A 15,476-nucleotide genomic window follows, 5' to 3' on the forward strand; every position below is an offset into this window, starting at 1 on the left:
CGCACCGTTCGTATAGCGATTTGAGGGATCCGTAGATTTAAAACATGATCGCATCAAATGCCTTCACACTCTCCTAAACTTCGACATGACCAAGCAGTTGTTATAGGGAATTTAGATGGTCTTGTGTTTATTTTTAACGCTTTCACACATAGTTGGATCGAGCTCTGCCTTGCACTCAATGAGATCAACTTCGGCCCATTCCGGACATTCAGCAAGTCGTTCAGCGCTACGATGCGGTTCCCCAAACCGGGCACTTGTTCAGAGTGCAGCGCTCCAGTCAGAAAAAAAGATTTAATCCCGCCATTGATACGATCAGAAAAAGAACTGTCATGACGCCCCCAGATCGAACGAAATCGCTCACCCTGTAGCCTGCGGGACCCATGATCAGAGCGTTGACCTGATGGGTTGGGATTAGGAAGGAATTGGAGGTCGAAATCGCCACTGTCAACGCAAAGACTGCCGGGTCTCCTCCAGAGGCTAGCGCTATCGAAACCGCAAGCGGTACAAGCAAGACAGTCGCACCAACATTCGACATGACAAGCGTAAATGCAGTCGCTAAAACCGCCAAGCCCGCCTGCAGCGCCCAAATTGGCCACCCGTCTAGCAAGCTCAGAATTTGCCCCGCAATCCAAGTCGCGGTTCCTGTGTTTTGAACTGCCTGACCTAATGGAATAAGAGAGGCTAGCAAAAATACGGTGCTCCAGCTGACCGCGTCATACGCCTCGTCAATGGAAAGCACGCGGCTCAAGATCATGCCCATAGCCCCGGCAAGCAGACACAAGGACAATCTGACGTCAGAAAACAGGATCAACATCAGCGCCATGGCAAAAAACGCCAAAGCCCAACCCACCTTATGGGGTCGCAGCTCTTCCTGTGGGAAGTCAGATGTCACTACGACAAAGTCCCGGTCAGACAAAAGCTCGGTCAGCCTGTCCCATTGAATATGCACTACCGCCGTATCGCCTGCCTGCAACGGGACTTGCCCGATATGTGTGGCGAAATGGTCTTCGGTTTCAACATGGCTTAAAGTCTCTGCCCCGCGATGAATCGCCAGCAGCGAAAGCCCGTGAGATTGACGCAGACGCAGATCGATAGGGGTGTGGCCAATCACACTGGATCCCGGCGGAATCACAACCTCGGCCACGCCCGATTGGGTGGCCGCAAAATCATCCGCAAATACATCCAACTGAGGTAAAATTTCTAACCCATAGGGCTCGGCAAATTCTTTCAGTACCACCCGGTGCAGCCCCAGGACCGCGAGTCGCGCGGGTGCTTCGATCGTGGTATCGGCCATTGGAGCAATGACTTTGTGACCCCGGTAGGACGTTCCCAGAATATACATGTGATGGGCTACCATCAGATCAGCCAGCGTTTGTCCGATAAGGATGGATCCTTCTGGTACGCGCACTTCGAACATATCGGCGCGCAATCCGTAGGTGTTTTCGATGAAGGTTTGCATTGATCTGGCAGAACCCGCATCCGTCCCCCAATCCCGTTGTGCAGGTAGGACCCAACGCCCGAACAAGACGAAATAAAAAACTCCCGTCGCCACCAACATCACTCCGATAGGTGTGACTGAGAATAGCCCAAACGCCTCCATCCTCATATCTACCGGAAGACTTTCATTCGATGCGAGTATCAAATCATTGAGCAAAATCAGAGGGGAAGAGCCAACCATAGTGATTGTTCCACCCAAAATGGCGCAAAATCCCATTGGCATGAGCAAGCGGTTCATCGGAATCTCAGTACGTGCTGAAATGCGGCTGATCACAGGTAGAAACAAAGCCGCTGCCCCGACATTTTGCATGAAAGAGCTGATGACACCAACCACACCGGAGACAATAGGAATGATCCGCGCCTCGGTTGTCCCGCCCCGTTTTATTATCAACGCTGCCACTTTGGACATCAGTCCGGTTCTATCAAGCCCCGCGCCTATGATCATCACCGCAATGATAGAAACAACTGCGTTTGACGAAAAGCCGACGAAAAGGTTAGAGACATCCGCCAGATTATTGAGTCCAGGCAGATAGCTGAGCCCGCCTAATAGCAGCATAACCAGAATCGCCGCCACATCTATTCGCACGATTTCTGAGACGAAAAGAAAAACCGTTATTGCCAGTAACGCCAGGACCACAATCATTTCGTTTGTCAGTGTTACTGTTTCCAAGTCCGCCTCCTAGGGCCAGTCTAGACATACGAGAAAAAGCTCGGCATAGCCAAGTTATGTCACAAATTAAGTCCAGAACCCGTTTTTCTTTTATCATTAAACGGCAGTCGGTAGTAGGTGAGCGTGCGGAGATGGAAACAGCTTTTTCTGCTACAATGGGATAACCTACAGGGCTGGCCCTTTACCGATATTCGACGATCAGAAATTCCTACAGACCCAGTTCTCCGAAGCGGTCGTTCGTGCATCGCGCAGCATTTCAGTTCACCTCAATTCACACAAAGCGGACGTCTCTTTGGCGCAACCGAACGACATCAGAAAAGCCCATAACTGACCTCCATGTTGATGGAGTTATCACTACAATTTCCATAAAATCGAACCTTTGAAGCTCTATACAGCCCCTTCATGGCGTTAAGCTACTTGCCAAATGGCTTGGTGGCTAGGAGTTCAGTCCGCGCCACCAAGTTCCGTCCATTCTTAAACTAACTTCAAACCGCCTGTGCTACAGTTATGGCCAATTGGGTAGCCAAATCACGGGTGCGGGCCTCTGCAGTTACAACTGAAGCCCGGTGACGGTCGTCTTTGAATTCTTGGTATTCGATGGCGATGGTTTCGACATGCCCGGGCGCAACGCCGAAGTAATGCGCACAGGCCGCCAGACCAAGGTCAAGCGCGTTGAGGTGAGCCCTTACACCACCCTGACCAAAACCAAATTCGCCACGCGCTGACAGCACCACCAGTCGCTTTCCAGATAAGATAGGCTCGATCGGCGTATCCCCGCGTGCAAGATCAAAGGAAAAAGTCTTGCCGATCCGTGCCACTTGGTCAATCCAGCCTTTCAAAGCGGTAGGTATCCCGTAATTGTACATCGGCGCTCCCATGACTAGGATATCCGCGGCTTCCACTTCCTCGATCAGTTCGTCGGACAGCGCTAGGCGCTCGTTCATCCACGCCTCACGCTCTTCGAGTGGGGTAAAAGCGGCTTGAATGAATTCTTGGTCAATAGCGGGAATAGGGTTTAGCCCTACATCCCGGGTGATAACAAGCGATTTCGGTGCGTTTGCTAGAAATGTACCGGTGAATATCCCGGTCAGGTGTCGTGTAAGAGAGCGTTCTTCAAGCTGGGCGCTTGCATCAATTCGCAACAGAGTAGGCATTGGAAATCTCCTAAGTTTTTTCACTACACGCTTTGCCTACCAAGCGGCTTATTCTCTGGCGAAGGCGGATTTTTCAGGTTATGGATGAATGAGATTCATCTTGGTGCAATCCGAACGGAAAGGAAGGAACCGATGCGGCGCTTGCCACCACTCCACGCGCTGCGTGCCTTTGAAGCCGCCGCCCGGCATCTTCACTTCGCCCGTGCCGCAGAAGAGCTTCATCTAACGCCGACCGCGATCAGCCACCAGATCCGCCAACTTGAAGAGATTTTGGAAGTGAAGCTCTTTCACCGCTATCCTCGACCAATCCGCCTTTCGGCGGAAGGCGAGTCATTATACCCAGTGCTGCGCGAGAGTTTCGACCGTGTGGCCCAAGCCATCTCAGGCCTTTCTCAATTGGATCAAGACCGCCCCTTGACGGTTTCCGTAACTGTGGCATTCGCGAGCTTCTGGCTCATGAAGCGCCTGCCCGCATTGCAAAGTCAAACAGGGTTGAACCTTAAAATCGAAGCTGACAACCGGCCGGTGGACCTGTCCGGAAGCGATGTCGATTTCGCTGTTCGCTATGCAGTACATCCGGGCACGGAAAATCAATGGTTGCCACTATTTAACGACAGTTTGATTCCACTCTGTGCGCCCGAGGTGCTGCGTCGGCATCAGGTCAAAGAAAATGCCGACGTTCTTCGTCTGCCGTTGATCCAGTACCGCTGGAATTGCGGCGGGGAAGTGCCTCCCAATTGGCAACGCTGGTCACAGGCAGCCGGGCTCACAGGCGAGGTGCCAGAGGTCACACAGCATTTCTCCGAAGAAATTAATGCCATTGACGCGGCGCTTGCAGGTCAGGGCGTGGTACTAGCGTCCAGCGTTTTAGCCGCTTCCGCGGTCGCAGCCGGGCACCTGGTGCGTCTGTCTGAAACGGAATTGCCCGGCAGAACGTTTTGGGCTGTGTGCCTTAGCGAGCAGCCGCGTTCTTGTGAAGTGGAGCGTTTCGCTACATGGGCACGTTCTTGCAACTAAAATTTCCGGGACGTTAACTTTCTAAGAACTAACCAAACTGAACAAATTGCTTTCTACACTGTTTCATTTTACCAAGTTTGCGGTTTGAATGGCGGCAATCCTCTCTATTGTAGCTGTTCGTGTCTGGTGCAGCATCGGGCAATCTGAGCTCCAACCGGCCGTTAGCTGCAAATTTGGCAAACGTCCGCAAAGCGCGATTACCGGATCAAATGTATGGAATTAAACTTTCACCGATCATCCAATTTGTGCGCAATACCTTCCTTGCACGCACCCATATGTCACACCTTTCCGGGCGACTGTCACAACTGGTCTAAACGACACCTGTAGTTTCAACACCTTAGCCAACAACTGGTCACATCTTTTCAAGGCGTGTCCACATACTTTGGTGCCACTACAAACCATCTTTCTTGCCTAGAAGCGGATCGCATTTGCGCGACCTGCAACGAAGCAAGGAGACCCAGTATGGCCAAACTTACTCAAGAGCAGTTGGCGTTGCGGTGGCACCTGTCACCCCGCACGCTGGAGCAATGGCGCTGGCTGGGCAAGGGGCCTCGGTTTCTCAAGATCGGCGCGCATGTTCTTTACGACGAGACTGAGGTGGAAGCCTATGAGGCTGCCCAAGTGTGTCAGAACACCCACGGCCCCATCGGCTCGGGGCACGGGTGATGGCAAAGTCGTTTTCCGCATCTCACATCAAAACCCACCGTGTCTATTCCACCTGGGAAGCTGCGGATGCGCTGGGCTGTCATAAGCAAACCGTCATTCGGTGGATCAAACACAAAGGGCTGAACGCGGATACCTCGCAGCGGCCCTGGCTCATCGAGGGTCGGGAACTCAAGGCATACCTGGGCGTCAAACAAAAGAGACTAAAGCGCAAGCTCGCCCTGCATCATTGTTTTTGCCTCGGCTGCAGAGAGCCTCGTGAACCTGATGGCAAGATCGCTGACTACATCCATCAAACAGCAGACTGCGGGCGTCTGGAAGCCCTATGCCCAGCCTGCGGTTCCATCATGAACAAGATCGTTAGACGCGCCGATCTGGAGACAATACAAGCCAAAATCGCTGTGACAGTTCAGAAGGCCCACCCAAGATTCCGGAACCTGCTAAGCGGCAATTGATCCAACTTTGGAGGACACCTCTGCCCGGACAAACAAGCGTGGGTATTGAGCGCGACCGTTCACCCTAAAGACTTCTGCCATAATCGAACCTCCGTCTAACCACTGGCCTACTGCCGGTGCTTGGAGACGATTGATATATCCGACTGTTTCACCATCACCACGCGCAAGCCGTATGGCGTTGGGGTCAACTTCATTATCGGGCTCGCGTTCGAAAACTACTGGTTCAGAACGCTCCAGTTCATTGTAGTCCACGTAGTGACGATTTCCCGCTACGTCAAAAACATATGTAAAAGGTGTATCAAACCCATCAAATGTCTCACAAATTGAGAAACTATCGCTAGTAAGCCGCGCACCTGTGTAAGCCAAAAGCGACAAATCTGAATAGCTTCGATCTGCGGGCAAACCAAACCGCGTCAATAGATCCGAAAAATCGGATCGACCACGCGGAGGCAATCGCCGCATAAGAACATCTGACGCAATCCGACTGAGGTTGTCGGAACCAACTGGGAGACCAGGATAGCCGCTAAAGCCTGCCTCACGGGCGGGTTGCAATGCCTCTTCGTTCAAATATGCGAAACTTACGCCATCTTCTTTTTGCTCAAGCTCCGCCACTGCGCACCTATCACGGCGCCCAGTTTGATCTAGAGGACGTTGCCAAACCAGCAAGGCACGTCGAGTAGGGATCGGGTTCTGTATCATCGTCTCACATCAGTAAAGCGTGTTCTTAATTCGTTCCACGCCAATGTTCAACATATTATATATGTGTTGACGCCGTTTTTCAGAAAGAAAATAGGGCTCTTCAATCCCAGAATTCACGCTAATTGAGTCCATTAAGTGACACACCGCCGTTATTTCAATAGCTCCAGCGCTTTCAAACCAATGGCGTCCATCAGGATAGATGCTCAAAAACTTCTTGCTTACATCCTCGAAGAAACCACCACGTTTATTCGGCTCTGCCGCTCTCAGATGGTGTCGACCATTTCTTCGCTGCTGATTTAAGTGTGCCTTTTTCAATTGTCCCTTTTCGTCGAATGCGCGGCTTAGGCCAACCTGATCGATGCCACATCCAAGACTGGAACCATTGTCGTACAACGCTGACATTCGGGAGCCACCCGGACCCGTAACAATGGCCCAATTTTCAGCATGCCTGTCTGTGTTGGAGATTAGCATATCCAAGGCAAGCGCACGCGACCAAAAGTCGAGGAACTCCGTTCTGGTGATGCCGTAATCGGGAACCAAAACTTCATCACAAACCCTTAGTAGCAAAGGCAGAGTGTGCCGTGTCCCTTTGTCCACATCAAAGTCTGGGTCAACCTGAGTGCAGAGCGACCAGCCTTCCGTGAACAGTTCTTGTGAAGCGGTCTTTGAACCGGGTTCAAACACATATCCTAATAAGTTCCCATATCGTCCTTCAAATTGGCCGATTGTAGTGGTTTGAACATCCCAGCCCAGCAAATCACCAGCGATAAAGGATGCCAAGAGTTCCGACCAAAGCTGATGCTCACGATCTTCCTTCGGGTATTTGAAGATATAGTGCTTACCTGTCTCTGGTTCGATAACCGTCAGTTTTTCACGCGAGCCCGTGGGAACCTCTTCGGTTCTATCCCAGCTATCAACCTGAGCGATTGGTTTGAACGTTATGAATTTGGAATCTAACACGTTTGTTGGGCTTTCGAGTGTGCAGGAAAGTCGAATTCGCTCCGAGAAAAAGCTTAACTTTTAAGCTACTTGATTATAAATCCTTACTAAGCGGACTATCTGGCCGGTATTCATCCCACTGTCTGACGTCAGCGCTTATGGGTCCATCCATCGGTTATAAAAATCGATAATGGGAGGTTCTGAACGATAGTTCTTAGTAAGGCGTACCTGTTTGCAAGCTCTGTCGGCGAATCTGGACGGAAACTCAAGAATGTTTCGAATGGAGGCCCCGCGAAATCTATAAAGAGCCTGGTCATCGTCACCGACAACACAAATATTCTTGTGACCCTCTGCTAGTTTCAGGACAATCCTTTCTTGTATTGTGTTCGTGTCCTGATACTCGTCGATCATTAGATAGTCGAAACGCCTTTGGATCAGTGCGCAGACCTCTGGATTTTCTAGGAGTCTCAACATCTCGACCTGAATCGTTGAGAAGTCGAGGTAGTTGTACTCTGACAAAAGGCGCTGATAGGTCTTGTAAGCCTCACCTGAGGCTTTCATCTCAGGCGTTTTGCTTGCCGACAAATCATCGGCTGAAATGCCTTCCTCACTAATCTTATTTAACCATGCCATCAGTGCCCCAGCAAATCGCCATGTTGACTGTGGCCCCTTTAACCCAAGAGCATCTTCAATGCCTTCGATGTCTTTGAACTCGCTGGCTTGTTGGAACAAAAAATACTGCTGATCGAATTGGTCCAGCACAGTGTAGTTTTTTTTGGATACGGGTATAGGCCCTGAATTCCTCCAGGAGTTTAAGAAAAATTGAGTGTAAGGTTCCTACCGTTAAGTCGAGCGGGTTTCCCAAACGCTCCAGACCGCCAAGCCTGGTCGTAATTCGAGTCACCAACTCCTTCGCAGCTTTCTCGGTAAAGGTGGAAACTAAAATTCTTTCGGGGAGCACTTTCGTCGAGACAAGAATGTTTGCGACGCGTTCGACAAGACAAAACGTCTTGCCCGAACCCGGTCCTGCCACAACCAGCAGCGGTCCCGAAATAGACTGAATTACCTCTAGCTGCTCCGGATTTGGTGATGCACGCATTATATGTCCCTATTGCTAGTGCAATCAAATCCAGATTGCCTGGCTGGTCAACTCCAGTCTGAAACCATCAAACGACAGAACTGCTTACAGCCTACACATGGGTCTGACCTAGTCTGCATCAATTCACCCTATCAGTACCTATGTTATTGGAGACCTAAACTGCGGACACAAGACGGACATGGATAAACACGTCTTCCAGATCAAACTTCACCTGCAGCGCAAGTGGCTGATTTAATTTAAAAAAGTGGTGAGCCGTGCAGGATTCGAACCTGCGACCCACTGATTAAAAGTCAGTTGCTCTACCAACTGAGCTAACGGCCCACTAGGCGGCCCTTCTAGAAAGAGCGGCCCATAGGGTCAACCCCCAAATCCATGATTTTTTCATCGGAAGGTGGATTCATTTCAGCGACGGCGTTATATGCCACCGCATGAATACATCTGGCGCAGATATCCTTTCGTTTATGAAGATGCATGGTCTTGGCAATGACTTTGTGGTCTTTGACATGCGTGGGTTCGATAACCCATTGACTAAAAATGCTATTATCGCGATTGGAGATCGTCGAAATGGCATCGGATATGACCAACTTGCCGTGATAGAGAACGCCGCGGACGTGGATGCCAAACTGACATTCTGGAATTCGGATGGATCCATTTCTGCGGCCTGTGGCAATGCCACACGCTGCATCGCGCACTATCTGATGCAACAGGGCAACTGCGACTCGCTGGTTTTGGAAACGCTGCGTGGCATATTGTATGCGCATGACGCAGGCGACGGCCTGACAGCAGTCAACATGGGGCAACCGCAGTTAGAGTGGCATGAAGTGCCGCTCGCGCAAGAGATGGACACGCTGGAATTGCCCATTGATGGCGCGCCTAGCGCCACGGGCATGGGCAACCCGCATTGCACATTCTTTGTTGATGATGCCGAGGCGGTCGATCTGGACAGCTTTGGTCCCGCGCACGAACATCATCCTTTGTATCCAGAACGCACCAATGTGCAGGTGGCCAGCTTAATTGGGCCGGATCATTTGCGCATGCGGGTGTGGGAACGTGGTGTAGGCATCACTTTGGCCTCTGGGTCATCCTCATGCGCCACGGCCGTATCCGCCGCACGACGTGGATTAACCGGGCGCAAGGTCCGGATTGATCTGGATGGCGGGACGCTGTGGATTGACTGGCGCGATGATGGCGTTTGGATGACCGGGCCAACCATGCATGTTTGCGATGGCGTGCTGACACGCGAATTCTTGGATTCGGTGCAATGAGCAACGCGCCAATATTTACCACGCTTGGCTGCCGTTTGAATGCCTATGAAACCGAAGCGATGAAGGAGCTGTCGCAACAGGCGGGACTTGGCGATGCGGTCGTGGTCAACACCTGCGCTGTGACGGCTGAGGCTGTGCGTAAAGCACGGCAGGAAATTCGCCGCCTGCGCCGTGAAAATCCAAATGCTCGGCTGATCGTGACCGGATGCGCTGCCCAGACAGAGCCGGAAACCTTTGCCGCGATGGATGAGGTCGACGCAATCATCGGCAATACCGAGAAGATGCAGCCTGAAACCTGGACAGGCTTGGCCGCCGATTTCATTGGCGAGACGGAAAAGGTTCAGGTCGATGACATCATGTCGGTCACCGAAACCGCGGGCCATCTTATTGATGGTTTTGGCACCCGCAGCCGCGCCTATGTGCAGGTGCAAAATGGCTGTGACCATCGCTGCACTTTTTGCATTATTCCCTTTGGCCGAGGCAACTCGCGGTCTGTTCCTGCCGGCGTGGTTGTGGACCAGATCAAGCGGCTGGTTGATCGTGGATATAACGAAGTGGTGCTGACAGGTGTGGATCTGACCAGTTGGGGCGCTGATTTACCGGCGCTACCAAAGCTGGGCGATCTGGTCATGCGGATTTTGAAGTTGGTTCCTGACCTGCCACGCCTGCGGATCAGCTCTATCGACTCGATCGAGGTTGACGAGAATCTGATGCAGGCCATTGCGACTGAATCGCGTCTGATGCCGCACCTACATCTGAGCCTGCAGCATGGGGATGACTTGATCCTCAAACGGATGAAACGCCGCCACCTGCGCGATGACGCCATTCGCTTTTCCGAAGACGCCCGCAAGCTGCGCCCGGAAATGACTTTTGGTGCCGATATCATCGCTGGCTTCCCAACCGAGACCGAAGCGCATTTCGAAAACTCGCTCAAGCTGGTAGAAGACTGCAACCTGACTTGGCTCCACGTCTTTCCGTATTCCAAGCGGGAAGGCACGCCCGCCGCAAAAATCCCCAATCAGGTGAACGGCAATGACATCAAGTCACGCGCTGCGCGTCTGCGAGCTGTGGGGGATGTACAGGTTTCCAAGCATCTGGCCGCACAAGTTGGGAAAACCCACAATATTCTGATGGAAAATAGCCGCATGGGCCGGACCGAACAGTTTACTGAGGTGGTTTTCGACACTGATCAAGCTGAAAGCCAAATAGTGACCGCAACCGTATCCGGCATCGCGGGCACGCAGCTGACAGCATGAGCGCGCCTGTCCTTTGGTCATTTCGGCGCTGCCCCTACGCGATGCGGGCGCGTCTGGCGATTGCGTCGTCCGGGATTGAGGTTGAGCTGCGCGAAGTCGTGTTGCGCGACAAGCCAGAGTCGTTTTTGCAGACCTCACCTTCGGCAACGGTTCCTTGTTTAAAAACCAGCGTGCATTTGCACGATGAAAGCTTTGACATAATGCTTTGGGCGCTCGAACAAAACGACCCCGAAGATTGGTTAAAGATGCCTGATGCAGGGATGGAATTAATCCAGACCTGTGATGGGGCGTTCAAATCTGCACTTGATCGATACAAGTATTCGGTTCGGTATGACAATGTGGATACCGAAGGGGAACGTGAAAAAGCCGCGCAGTTTATTCGGATATTAGATGAACAGTTGGGCCAATCGGATTGGTTGTTCGGGTCACAAACGAGGTTAGCAGATATGGCTATTCTGCCATTTGTCCGACAGTACGCCCATGTGGATCTGGAATGGTTTTCAGTGCAACCTTGGGTGCAGGTTATTGCATGGCTGGAGGCTTTCAAAGCGTCACCGCGTTTTTCTGACATCATGCGAAAATATACGCGATGGCAGCCGGATCAGGATCCGGTGGTTTTCCCTGAAGTCGCAGAATAACCGTTGCACTTGAGGGTCTTTCGGGCAAGCCTGTGTGTAGGACTGTAGGAACACACACATGCACCCAAATCCCGCCTTTCGTAAACCTGACGATACGACCAACATCACCTTTGCCAGAGATGTTGGGTTTGGTGTGCTGGCTGTTGCCACGGAAAATGCACCACTGATCAGCCATGTCCCGTTTCTTCTCTCAGGCGACGGCGCTTTGGCGGAGTTCCACCTGGTTCGTTCAAATCCAATTGCGCGGGCATTAAAGTCTCCTTTGCCCGCGAGATTGGCGGTCCAAGGGCCACACTCGTATATCTCTCCTGATTGGTACGAGATCGAAGATCAGGTGCCGACGTGGAATTATGTAGCAGTTCATTTAACTGGGAAAATCGAAATGCGTCCGCAGGTTGAATTGCGCGATCTACTGGATCGTCAATCCGCCTTTTATGAGCAAAAACTGAGACCCAAGTCATCCTGGACGGCCGACAAAATGACACCAGATGCCTTGGGCAAGATGATGCGCCAGATTGTGCCTTGTCGGATGAAGGTGGAAGCGATTGAAGGAACCTGGAAGCTAAACCAGAACAAAGCGGATGAGGTTCGACTCAGAGCCGCCGATCAGGTAAGCTCTAGGGGGATCGGCGTACAAACGACAGATCTGGCAGCTTGGATGCGAGATCCGCCAAACCAGAGCTAGGAGCCTGTGATGAAACTGATCTCTGCCGCAGCATCGCCCTTTGGACGCAAGGTCAAGGTTCTGCTCCGCGAAACTGGATTGATTGATCAGGTTGAGGTGAGCAACATCGTGACCTCTCCAGTGCAAACTGACTCCAGTGCCAAGAGCGCAAATCCGCTGGGGAAGATTCCTGTTTTGCTGCGCGAGGATGGACCCGCACTTTACGACAGCCGGGTGATTACGCGCTACCTTGATGTGCAATCTGGTGCCGGTCTCTATCCAGAGGCACGCATTTGGGATGTTTTGACGCTGGAGGCTACTGCAGATGGCATATCGGATGCCGCGCTATCGATGGTCTACGAACACCGCATCCGTCCACCTGAAATGGCGCTGGACAGTTGGATCGAGGCGCAATGGGAAAAGGTTTCACGTGCGTTAAAAGCGATCAACGAACGCTGGATGAGTCACCTGTCAGGTCCATTGGACATGAGCCATATCGCCGTGGGATGCGCCTTAGGTTATCTAGATTTTCGGCTCTCTGACCGAAACTGGCGCAAGGGGAACGATGCGCTGGACGACTGGTACGCCGTGTTATCAGAGCGCGACAGCATGAAAGCGACCGCGCCCGAGTAATCTTTGGTTAGAAGCTGTAGCTGATACCGATGTTGACCGCGTGGGTCACCAGTTCGGTATTCAGTTTACCTGCAGCTTGACCCGGATCAGGGTCAACTGTCACTTCATTGTCTGACCAGGTAATCTGGTATTCGCCAAACAAGGCCCAGTCTTCATTCAAGTCATACTTCAAGCCAGCAATACCGCGCACGGCTGGGCCAGTAACTTCATATCCGAACGTGCGGTTTGATGCGCCGGATACTTCGATATCCACGTGCGGAATGGCCAAACCGACACCGCCACCAACATAGGGCGTGAAACGCGCTTGTTTGAACGCGCCGGGCCAGCGTTTCATAATGTTGGCCGTTACAATGTTGTGACCATCCGAGAATTCCAAACGGTTCACACCCAGTGCGGCGCGATCTGCATCAGGCGCATAAGCTTTGGTGTGTGTGGCCTCGATCCCGAAACCCAGATTGTTTTGCGTCCACCACATCGCCCGGCCACCATAGTAGAACGGGCTTTCAAAAGGCTGACCTTCCCAGTCGACATTGCGACTGACCGATGTGCCATCAGGCAATGTACCACTGATGCTGCTTTCCTGAACGCTTTGCGCGCCCAGATAAAAACTCAACTCAAGCTCTGCAGACGCTTGGCCTGCCATCATCAACAGCGCCGCAAGCGCCGAATTCGTAACTTTCATCATCGGAATCTGTCCCCGGAGTGAATTGCGCGTCTCGCGCCCCCAATACACGTGTAAGGCCGCTGCCACAAGCGCGACAGATGCGCGCCTCGATCAATTCATCGACATTGGACACTGGACGGAGGTTGAAACCCTCGTTAAACAACGATTTGGATGGGTGTGGATTCCGTGCCCTGTTGTCGTATGGGGCCGGACTCGGCCTTGAAAATGGAGAATACCTCGTGTCCCACGCAGAAGACCACGAAGGCACCCGTAGGGATTTCCTCTACTATGCCACCGCAGGAGCAGGTGCCGTCGCCACAGGAGCCGCAGTCTGGCCCCTCGTCAATCAAATGAACCCGTCTGCCGATGTTCAGGCATTGAGCTCGATTCGCGTCGATGTTTCAGATGTCGCACCCGGCACCCAGCTGACCGTTAAATGGTTGGGTAAGCCAGTGTTCATTCGCCGCCGTACCCCGGAAGAGATAGAGGCTGCAAACGCAGTTTCAATGGATGATCTGCCAGATCCCGATGCGCGCAACGCAAATATCGACGCGGGATCGCCAGCGGTTGATATCAACCGCGGTCTTTTGCCTCCCGGTGCTGAAGAAGGCACCGACAGCGAATGGCTGGTCATGATGGGCGTTTGTACCCACTTGGGCTGCGTTCCGCTGGGTGATGGCGCGGGTGAGTTTGGCGGATGGTTCTGTCCTTGCCACGGATCGCACTACGATACGGCTGGCCGTATCCGCAAAGGCCCTGCACCACAGAACCTACCGGTTCCACCTGCGGCCTTTGTCGACGCAACTACGATCAAGCTGGGATAAGGAGAAACACACATGTCCGGTATTCCACACGATCATTACGAGCCAAAGACCGGTGCAGAGAAGTGGTTGCACTCTCGTCTGCCTATCGTTGGGCTTCTCTATGACACCCTGATGATCCCCACACCCAAGAACCTGAACTGGATGTGGATCTGGGGCATCATTCTAACATTCTGTCTGGCGATGCAAATCGTCACCGGTATCGTTCTGGTGATGCACTATACGCCGCACGTTGATATCGCATTCGCCTCGATCGAGCACATCATGCGCAACGTGAATGGCGGTCACATGATTCGCTATCTGCACATGAATGGCGCCTCGCTGTTCTTCTTTGCGGTCTATATCCACATTTTCCGCGGTCTCTACTACGGCTCCTACAAAGCTCCACGTGAGATCACATGGATTGTGGGCATGCTGATCTATCTGATGATGATGGGCACTGCCTTCATGGGTTATGTTCTGCCTTGGGGACAGATGTCCTTCTGGGGTGCGACCGTGATTACCGGCCTGTTTGGCGCGATCCCGTTCATCGGTGAGCCTATCCAAACATGGCTGTTAGGCGGACCAGCGGTAGACAACGCCACGCTGAACCGCTTCTTCTCGCTGCACTATCTGCTGCCATTCGTGATCGCTGCTCTGGTTGCGGTTCACATCTGGGCGTTCCACTCGACCGGTAACAACAACCCAACAGGTGTTGAGGTTCGTCGTGGATCGAAAGCAGAAGCTGAGAAAGACACTCTGCCCTTCTGGCCCTACTTCGTTATGAAAGATTTGTTTGCACTGGGGCTGATTCTGGTGATCTTCTTTGCGGTTGTTGGCTTCATGCCAAATTATCTGGGCCACCCAGACAACTACATCGAAGCGAACGCTCTGGCGACACCGGCACACATCGTGCCTGAATGGTACTTCTTGCCCTTCTACGCCATCCTTCGTGCCTTCACTGCTGATGTTTGGGTTGTACAGCTGACAAGCTGGATCACCGGTGGCATTGTTGACGCCAAGTTCTTTGGTGTTCTGGCGATGTTTGGTGCGATTGCTGTAATGGCGCTGGCACCTTGGCTCGACACCTCGCGTGTTCGTTCTGGTCGATACCGCCCAATGTTCAAATGGTGGTTTGCAATTCTGGTCGTCGACTTCATCGTTTTGATGTGGGTCGGGGCGCGTCCAACTGATTTCCCCTATGACTGGATTTCGTTGATCGCGTCAGCCTACTGGTTCGCTTACTTCCTGGTTATCTTGCCGCTTCTGGGCGTGATCGAGAAGCCAATGACGCCACCAGAGACGATCGAAGCCGACTTTGAAGCCCATTACGGCAAAGCCGACACTCCGGCCGAATAAGAAA

General features: G+C 52.5%; 17 protein-coding genes and 1 tRNA gene. 10 read left to right on the forward strand and 8 right to left on the reverse strand.

Annotation, left to right across the window (positions count from 1 at the left end):
- Window positions 1-277: 277 nt before the first annotated feature.
- Window positions 278-2,140 carry an SLC13 family permease gene (locus tag ROA7450_RS09030; RefSeq protein WP_370738207.1) on the reverse strand — a complete coding sequence of 621 codons (1,863 nt, stop codon included), beginning with the start codon at window positions 2,138-2,140 and terminating at the stop codon, window positions 278-280.
- A 512-nt stretch (window positions 2,141-2,652) separates the two neighbouring features.
- Entirely contained in the window at window positions 2,653-3,321 is a 669-nt protein-coding gene (locus ROA7450_RS09035) for an FMN-dependent NADH-azoreductase (protein ID WP_085805390.1), read from the reverse strand.
- A 132-nt stretch (window positions 3,322-3,453) separates the two neighbouring features.
- On the opposite strand from ROA7450_RS09035, the gene ROA7450_RS09040 reads away from it, so the two are divergent.
- The 3 genes from ROA7450_RS09040 to ROA7450_RS09050 all read left to right on the forward strand — a co-directional run bounded on the left by ROA7450_RS09040 (window position 3,454) and on the right by ROA7450_RS09050 (window position 5,456).
- Window positions 3,454-4,338 carry a LysR substrate-binding domain-containing protein gene (locus ROA7450_RS09040; RefSeq protein ID WP_085805627.1) on the forward strand — a complete coding sequence of 295 codons (885 nt, stop codon included), beginning with the start codon at window positions 3,454-3,456 and terminating at the stop codon, window positions 4,336-4,338.
- A 462-nt stretch (window positions 4,339-4,800) separates the two neighbouring features.
- Window positions 4,801-5,004: a helix-turn-helix domain-containing protein gene (locus ROA7450_RS09045; protein WP_085805391.1), complete on the forward strand. Its 204-nt coding sequence runs from the start codon at window positions 4,801-4,803 to the stop codon at window positions 5,002-5,004.
- Complete coding sequence (locus ROA7450_RS09050) at window positions 5,004-5,456, forward strand: helix-turn-helix domain-containing protein (protein ID WP_143534416.1); 453 nt, start codon at window positions 5,004-5,006, stop codon at window positions 5,454-5,456. Before ROA7450_RS09045 ends, ROA7450_RS09050 begins: the two co-directional genes overlap by 1 nt.
- On the opposite strand, the gene ROA7450_RS09055 is transcribed toward ROA7450_RS09050, so the two are convergent.
- From ROA7450_RS09055 to ROA7450_RS09070, 5 genes are all read right to left on the reverse strand, one after another.
- Window positions 5,442-6,068 carry an HIRAN domain-containing protein gene (locus ROA7450_RS09055; protein ID WP_159454030.1) on the reverse strand — a complete coding sequence of 209 codons (627 nt, stop codon included), beginning with the start codon at window positions 6,066-6,068 and terminating at the stop codon, window positions 5,442-5,444. The genes ROA7450_RS09050 and ROA7450_RS09055 overlap by 15 nt on opposite strands.
- A 96-nt stretch (window positions 6,069-6,164) precedes the next feature.
- Window positions 6,165-7,115: a HipA domain-containing protein gene (locus tag ROA7450_RS09060; RefSeq protein WP_085805394.1), complete on the reverse strand. Its 951-nt coding sequence runs from the start codon at window positions 7,113-7,115 to the stop codon at window positions 6,165-6,167.
- Between the two features lie 135 nt (window positions 7,116-7,250).
- Window positions 7,251-7,856 carry a UvrD-helicase domain-containing protein gene (locus ROA7450_RS21155; protein ID WP_234999478.1) on the reverse strand — a complete coding sequence of 202 codons (606 nt, stop codon included), beginning with the start codon at window positions 7,854-7,856 and terminating at the stop codon, window positions 7,251-7,253.
- Entirely contained in the window at window positions 7,783-8,193 is a 411-nt protein-coding gene (locus tag ROA7450_RS21160; RefSeq protein ID WP_200812944.1) for a UvrD-helicase domain-containing protein, read from the reverse strand. The genes ROA7450_RS21155 and ROA7450_RS21160 overlap by 74 nt, the downstream gene beginning before the upstream one ends.
- A gap of 245 nt (window positions 8,194-8,438) precedes the next feature.
- Window positions 8,439-8,514: transfer RNA gene (locus ROA7450_RS09070), tRNA-Lys, on the reverse strand.
- A gap of 107 nt (window positions 8,515-8,621) precedes the next feature.
- On the opposite strand from ROA7450_RS09070, the gene dapF reads away from it, so the two are divergent.
- Genes dapF through ROA7450_RS09095 form a run of 5 tightly spaced genes read left to right on the forward strand, consistent with a single transcriptional unit; the run spans window position 8,622 to window position 12,649 of the window.
- Entirely contained in the window at window positions 8,622-9,458 is an 837-nt protein-coding gene (gene dapF / locus ROA7450_RS09075; RefSeq protein ID WP_085805395.1) for a diaminopimelate epimerase, read from the forward strand.
- Window positions 9,455-10,714: a tRNA (N(6)-L-threonylcarbamoyladenosine(37)-C(2))-methylthiotransferase MtaB gene (mtaB, locus tag ROA7450_RS09080; RefSeq protein WP_085805396.1), complete on the forward strand. Its 1,260-nt coding sequence runs from the start codon at window positions 9,455-9,457 to the stop codon at window positions 10,712-10,714. Before dapF ends, mtaB begins: the two co-directional genes overlap by 4 nt.
- Entirely contained in the window at window positions 10,711-11,352 is a 642-nt protein-coding gene (locus ROA7450_RS09085; RefSeq protein ID WP_085805397.1) for a glutathione S-transferase, read from the forward strand. The genes mtaB and ROA7450_RS09085 overlap by 4 nt, the downstream gene beginning before the upstream one ends.
- Window positions 11,353-11,410: 58 nt before the next feature.
- Window positions 11,411-12,037, forward strand: coding sequence for an FMN-binding negative transcriptional regulator (locus ROA7450_RS09090; RefSeq protein WP_085805398.1), 627 nt, complete (start codon window positions 11,411-11,413; stop codon window positions 12,035-12,037).
- A 9-nt stretch (window positions 12,038-12,046) separates the two neighbouring features.
- Window positions 12,047-12,649 (forward strand): glutathione S-transferase, encoded by a 603-nt coding sequence (locus ROA7450_RS09095; RefSeq protein ID WP_085805399.1) that lies wholly within the window; start codon window positions 12,047-12,049, stop codon window positions 12,647-12,649.
- 7 nt (window positions 12,650-12,656) lie between these two features.
- Here ROA7450_RS09095 and ROA7450_RS09100 read toward each other — a convergent pair whose 3' ends face one another.
- Window positions 12,657-13,334, reverse strand: coding sequence for an outer membrane protein (locus tag ROA7450_RS09100; protein WP_306372428.1), 678 nt, complete (start codon window positions 13,332-13,334; stop codon window positions 12,657-12,659).
- Window positions 13,335-13,552: 218 nt separating this feature from the next.
- Here ROA7450_RS09100 and petA point away from each other — a divergent pair, with 218 nt between their 5' ends.
- Both petA and petB read left to right on the forward strand, forming a co-directional pair.
- A complete protein-coding gene (gene petA, locus ROA7450_RS09105; protein WP_085805400.1) occupies window positions 13,553-14,137 on the forward strand; it encodes a ubiquinol-cytochrome c reductase iron-sulfur subunit in 585 nt (194 codons plus the stop codon).
- A gap of 12 nt (window positions 14,138-14,149) precedes the next feature.
- Window positions 14,150-15,472, forward strand: coding sequence for a cytochrome b (petB, locus tag ROA7450_RS09110; protein ID WP_085805401.1), 1,323 nt, complete (start codon window positions 14,150-14,152; stop codon window positions 15,470-15,472).
- The last annotated feature ends 4 nt before the right edge of the window (window positions 15,473-15,476 follow it).

The sequence above is a fragment of the Roseovarius albus genome (assembly GCF_900172335.1).
Lineage (GTDB): Bacteria > Pseudomonadota > Alphaproteobacteria > Rhodobacterales > Rhodobacteraceae > Roseovarius > Roseovarius albus.

Bases quoted from the DNA above. Each gene is read 5' to 3' on its own strand.
- ROA7450_RS09045 (WP_085805391.1), top strand. From the start codon at position 4,801: ATGGCCAAACTTACTCAAGAGCAGTTGGCGTTGCGGTGGCACCTGTCA.
- ROA7450_RS09040 (WP_085805627.1), top strand. From the start codon at position 3,454: ATGCGGCGCTTGCCACCACTCCACGCGCTGCGTGCCTTTGAAGCCGCC.
- ROA7450_RS09030 (WP_370738207.1), bottom strand. From the start codon at position 2,140: ATGATTGTGGTCCTGGCGTTACTGGCAATAACGGTTTTTCTTTTCGTC.
- ROA7450_RS09100 (WP_306372428.1), bottom strand. From the start codon at position 13,334: ATGATGAAAGTTACGAATTCGGCGCTTGCGGCGCTGTTGATGATGGCA.
- dapF (WP_085805395.1), top strand. From the start codon at position 8,622: ATGAATACATCTGGCGCAGATATCCTTTCGTTTATGAAGATGCATGGT.
- ROA7450_RS09050 (WP_143534416.1), top strand. From the start codon at position 5,004: ATGGCAAAGTCGTTTTCCGCATCTCACATCAAAACCCACCGTGTCTAT.
- mtaB (WP_085805396.1), top strand. From the start codon at position 9,455: ATGAGCAACGCGCCAATATTTACCACGCTTGGCTGCCGTTTGAATGCC.
- ROA7450_RS21160 (WP_200812944.1), bottom strand. From the start codon at position 8,193: ATGCGTGCATCACCAAATCCGGAGCAGCTAGAGGTAATTCAGTCTATT.
- ROA7450_RS09095 (WP_085805399.1), top strand. From the start codon at position 12,047: ATGAAACTGATCTCTGCCGCAGCATCGCCCTTTGGACGCAAGGTCAAG.
- ROA7450_RS09035 (WP_085805390.1), bottom strand. From the start codon at position 3,321: ATGCCTACTCTGTTGCGAATTGATGCAAGCGCCCAGCTTGAAGAACGC.
- ROA7450_RS09090 (WP_085805398.1), top strand. From the start codon at position 11,411: ATGCACCCAAATCCCGCCTTTCGTAAACCTGACGATACGACCAACATC.
- petB (WP_085805401.1), top strand. From the start codon at position 14,150: ATGTCCGGTATTCCACACGATCATTACGAGCCAAAGACCGGTGCAGAG.
- ROA7450_RS09085 (WP_085805397.1), top strand. From the start codon at position 10,711: ATGAGCGCGCCTGTCCTTTGGTCATTTCGGCGCTGCCCCTACGCGATG.